Here is a 4,665-nt window from a genome sequence, read left to right as displayed (position 1 = left end):
CCGCGCAGGGCCGCGGCGTCGGCCGGCTCCTCGCCGCGCACATGGCGGACCGGGCCCGGGCGGCCGGACTGGAGGCCGTGCGGGTCGTGTCGCACCCGCCCGCCGAGGGCTTCTACCGCAGCGTCGGGGCGGTCCCCGCCGGGGTCGTGCCGGCGAACCCGCCCGCGGTGGCGTGGGACCGGCCCGAGCTGGTGTTCCGCATCGGTCGCGGGCCTACTGCCGGCTGACCGTGCGGGTCACGCCCGCCACGACCGTCGTCGCGAGGATCCACCCGGCGATGATCAGCAGGTAGGCGAGCCCCTGCGTCCACCCCTCCGGTGTGTACGCCCGCTCCTGCCCGAAGTCGATGATCGGCAGGAGCAGGTCGAGCGCGTAGAACACCGGGGAGAAGTCAGGGGACTCCTCCGGTTTGAGCGCCCGCGGCCGGTCGACGGCGAAGGCGAGCGAGCCGGCGAGCAGGAGCGAGAAGAGCCACCCCGCGGCCCGCATCGGGCGGAAGCCGTAGCCGACCGTCGCGTCCTGCACCCACCCCCAGGCACGGGCGTACCGCACGAGCGTGGCCCGGTGCCGGCGCTGCTTGGCGAGCTGCACGGTGCGGGCGGAGGCGTCGTCGCCGATCCGGCGGTAGGCGGCGGTGAGCTGCTCGTACGCGTGCGGGACGTAGCCGCGGGGGTCGCGCTCCAGCATGGGGAGGCGGGCGGTGGCGGGTTCGGCGGGGTCGAGGGCGGTGTAGGTGAGGCCGTCGAGGCGGAGACGGTCGGGCCAGACGTCGGAGGGGACGTGGACGACCTCGATCTGGGAACGCCGCAGATTGACGGCCCCGGCGATCCGGGTTTCCCGCATCCACAGCTCGCCGACGACGGTGCTGCTGGCTCGCAGCGCGTAGCCGTCGGGGTGGGAGAGCCTGGCGTTGGACAGGACCAGCCGACCGGGCACGCGCGCGCCGCGCAGGTCGATGTGCCCCTCGGAGCGCAGCCGCCAGGCGTTGAGGTCGATCCCGACCGCGAGGGCGTCGGCGTGGAGCGCGGTGCCGCCGGGTCGGCTGAACGCGGCCTCCCGCAGGTTCACCGAGCCCGTGACGGACGCACCCTCCATCCGGGCCTCACCCTCCACGACCAGCTTCGGGGCCCAGAGGTCCCCGCCGAGCTGCGCGTGGTTCAGGAGCAGGACGGGCTCGTCGGCGGCCTCGGTCCCGATGTGCGCGCCGTCCATGAAGACCGCGCCGGTGATCTGGGCGCCGCCGAGCCGCACCGGGCCGGGGACACGGCAGTCAGTGAGCCGCAGGACCCCGTCGACGCGGATCGTGGCGGCGACGAGCCCGGGCAGGAACGAGCCGGGGAAGCCGAGTTGCCGGATCCGCGCACCGTAGAGGTTCGGGGCCTCCTCGAAGTGGCAGTCGAGGAACGAGGCCTCGCAGTCGACGCCGCCGTACGGCAGGCGCAGACAGCCGGTGATCCGGATCCCGGCGATCCGCAGCCCGGGTATCCGCCCGTCCTCCGCCGGCCGGCTGAGCAGCAACTCCCTGATGACGGAGGCCCGTACGGTCCGCTCCGGGCCCCAGCCGCCCCCGTCCTCGGGCCGCTCCGGAGCCCCCGTGTCGGGGTCCGGGACCCGCAGGTCCAGGGAGGCGGCGACCGCGTAGGCGTCCGCGACACGGCGTTCGACCGCTGTGAGGTTGTCCATCTCCACCGGGCGACGATGCCGGGCGGATCACGGAGGTGTCAACACCCTTTGATCGTGGCCCGGTTGACGTCCCGCCGGTGTGCGGACCGGAACCGCGGCGCCTCACGCGGGGCGGCGGCCCACGTCCCCGACCGTCTGCCGTTCAGCGCGGGCACGGATCCGGCCGGGCAGGCTCACGCGCAGACGTGCGGCCGGCGGACCGGCCCCCGCGGCCACCCGCCGCCGATCCCCGTACGGGCCGGCGCCCGCGGGGCCGGCGGTCCGAGGTCCGGCAGCCCGGCCATGGCCCACCCGTTCCGCCGCCGCGTCAGACGTCGCGCCGGTCGCCCTTGAGGTCACTCCAGTCGAGGGCTTCCTCGGAGGCGCGGTTGGTCTCCTCGGCGGCCTCGCGGGACTCGGCGAGCACGTCGCCGAACTCCTCGATCAGGTCGTCGTAGATCGGCGCGTACGCGGTATCACTGCTGCTCATGGCGGGTGTCTCTCGTTCTCGCGGCGTCAGTCGTCGTAAGCAGTCGAACACTGTAGTCGGCTGTTCGGGACGGCGGGCCGGTGGGGGTGCGGGGCGGTGCGGGGCCGGTGCGCGGGATCCGCGCGTGGGTTGCGCGGGTACCCGGCGCACCGGGGGTCACTCCTGTGACCGTCGTCTCACCCCGCTCACACCACCGTGACCGGGTGCCGGACCACCACGTCGAACAGGTATCCCTGCGCGTTCGGCACGGACGTCGCCGGCTGGGTGCGGCCGCGGACGTCGGTGGCGCGGGCGAGCAGCGCGGCCGGGCCCGGGGTGTCCGGCCGCCAGTCGAGGGACCAGCGGGTCCAGGTGTCCGCGCGCGGCACGTCGTGCAGCCGGGCGCGCCGCCACCGCTCCCCGCCGTCGGTGCTGACCTCGACCTTCGCGACGGCCCCCGCACCGGACCACGAGCGGCCGTGCAGCGTCGTGCGCTCCCCGGTCGTGAAGACCGCCCCGCTCGCCAGCTCGAAGGCGCTCTTCAGCGTCTGCCGGGTGAGCGGCGCGCTGCCCTCCGGCGGGTACGCGGGGCCGAACCGCCGGTACAGGGTGGTGTTCCACGGTGAGTACAGCGGTTCCTCCGACACCTCGATGTCGCCGACCCACTTGATCGACGAGATCCCGATCCAGGACGGCACCACCACCCGCACCGGGTAGCCGTGGTCGGCCGGCAGCGGCTCCCCGTTCATCTCGTACGCGAGCAGCACGTCGTCCAGCGCCTTGGCCAGCGGCAGCGGCCGCCGGATCCGTCCGAGGTTCGCCCCGCCGCTGACGAACTCCGCGTCCAGGCCGCGCGGTTGGACGTCCTCGGCGTACCGGGTGACCCCGGCCCGCCGCAGCACGTCCCCGAGCCGCACCCCGCGCCACCGCGCGACGCCGATCGCCCCGAGCGTCCACGCCGTGCCCGTCACCGTCTCACCCTGCTGGCTCGCGTAGAAGCTGCGCCCGTTCCCCGCGCACTCGACGAACGCGGTCCGCCGCACCGACGGCAGCCGTCGCAGGTCGTCGTACCCGAACTCCACCGGCCGGTCCTCGGCGTGCCGGCCGCGCAGCCCGCTCCCCCACACCTTCAGCCGCCACTCCGCCGCGTCGAGGACCGGCGTGGACGTGTGGTTGCGCACGAAGAACCGCTCGTTCGGCGTCGTGTGCCCCGTCCCCCGCAGTGCCTCGAACCGCGTCTCCGCGTTCGTCCCCCGCGGGACGAACCACTCCGGCGGCAGCGGCTTGCGTATCGTCGGCTCGGCGGCCGCGGCCCGCGCCGGCGCCGCCAGCGGCACCGCGCCCGCCGCACCCGCCGCGGCCAGCAGCCCCAGCATCGCCCGCCGGCTCACCCCGCCGGCCCGCGCCTCCCCCTCCCGCCACTGCCTCAACCTCTCTTGGTCGTACGCGACTTCGTCATTCGTCCGGACATCCGACACGGCAGCAGGCATGGGTGTTCCTCGTCATCTCAAGGGGGATCGCAACCAGGGGCGCACCTCAGCACCGCCCCTCGGGCCGGACGTGCGCAAGCGGAGAAGGCGTCAGCCGGCAACCGGACAGAGCGCGGCGGCAACGCGGACGAGGTCCACGGCCCTACGGCGCGTCAACGGCTGGGGCGACGGCATGCGGGGATGCAAACACGGGCGCGCCGGGGTGTCAACGGTGTGACCTGCCGTCGGACCGTGACCGGAAACAGAGTTGGCCGTCGCCGGCGGCCCGCGCCCTGACATCCTTGGCGAACCACCCCCGCGACCACCCCCGCGACCGCTCCCGCTCACCCGTGAGGTAGCCGATGCCCCGTCTCGCCCTGTCGGAGGACTTCCTCGCCGATCTCGGCGCCCTACCGCGGCCGGTACTGAAGGAAGTACAGGACGCCGTACGGCAGTTCCGCGCCCTGAGCACGCAGGATCTGCGCTCCAACAAGGGCCTGCACCTGGAGAAGCTGGAGGCGGCCCGCGATCCGCGGGTGCGCACGATCCGGATCACCAAGGCCTACCGCGGGGTGCTGCTCGCTCCCGACGACGGGAGCGACCTGTTCACGCTGCTGCGGGTGGCCCACCACGACGTGGCGATCAAGTGGGCGACCAAGCGGCGGTTCACGGCGAACAACGCGACGCGGGGTCTCGAGGTGCGCAACGTCGAGATGATCGAGCAGATGCCGAAGTTCTTCGACGCGCAGGAGAAGGCGCAGGCCGGCTCGCACCCCGCGCCGGATGCCGGTCGGAAGCCGGACAAGCTCTTCGCGGCGTTCTCCGACACCGTCCTGCGCGACCTGGGCGTCGACGAGCAGGTCCTCGAACTCGCCCGCCGGTGCACGAGCATCTCCGACCTGCGTCTGATGGCGCCGCCGATGCTCCCCGCCGACCAGTACGAGGTGCTGGAGTTCCTGGCCCTGGGCTTCCCCCCCCCGTTACCTTTTTCGTGGCTCCGCAATGGGGCCTCCGGCCTTCGGGTCCGGCATGACTTCCCCCTCCTGTTGTTGATGATCCGGGGGG

Annotated in this window: 4 protein-coding genes and 1 pseudogene; 2 read left to right on the top strand and 3 right to left on the bottom strand. The window is 73.9% G+C overall.

Features of this window, described 5'->3' with window-relative positions:
• A partial coding sequence (locus ACFWEG_RS28330) for a GNAT family N-acetyltransferase (protein ID WP_387220778.1) occupies positions 1-227 on the top strand: 227 nt, incomplete at its 5' end.
• Here ACFWEG_RS28330 and ACFWEG_RS28325 read toward each other — a convergent pair.
• The 3 genes from ACFWEG_RS28325 to ACFWEG_RS28315 form a co-directional block, all read right to left on the bottom strand.
• Positions 214-1,689 (bottom strand): membrane-associated oxidoreductase, encoded by a 1,476-nt coding sequence (locus tag ACFWEG_RS28325; RefSeq protein ID WP_387220776.1) that lies wholly within the window; start codon positions 1,687-1,689, stop codon positions 214-216. The two genes, ACFWEG_RS28330 and ACFWEG_RS28325, sit on opposite strands and share 14 nt — an antisense overlap.
• 301 nt (positions 1,690-1,990) lie before the next feature.
• Entirely contained in the window at positions 1,991-2,152 is a 162-nt protein-coding gene (locus tag ACFWEG_RS28320) for a hypothetical protein (RefSeq protein ID WP_387220773.1), read from the bottom strand.
• A 185-nt stretch (positions 2,153-2,337) separates the two neighbouring features.
• Positions 2,338-3,621: a sulfite oxidase gene (locus ACFWEG_RS28315; RefSeq protein WP_387220770.1), complete on the bottom strand. Its 1,284-nt coding sequence runs from the start codon at positions 3,619-3,621 to the stop codon at positions 2,338-2,340.
• Positions 3,622-3,962: 341 nt separating this feature from the next.
• On the opposite strand from ACFWEG_RS28315, the pseudogene ACFWEG_RS28310 reads away from it, so the two are divergent.
• Positions 3,963-4,665: pseudogene (locus tag ACFWEG_RS28310) on the top strand (hypothetical protein); the annotation flags it as partial.

Origin of the sequence: Streptomyces sp. NPDC060194, from assembly GCF_042728285.1 — a bacterium.
Taxonomy (GTDB): Bacteria; Actinomycetota; Actinomycetes; order Streptomycetales; family Streptomycetaceae; genus Streptomyces.
The sequence above is the reverse complement of the archived record's forward strand: the minus strand, read 5'-3'. Positions and strand labels throughout refer to the sequence as shown.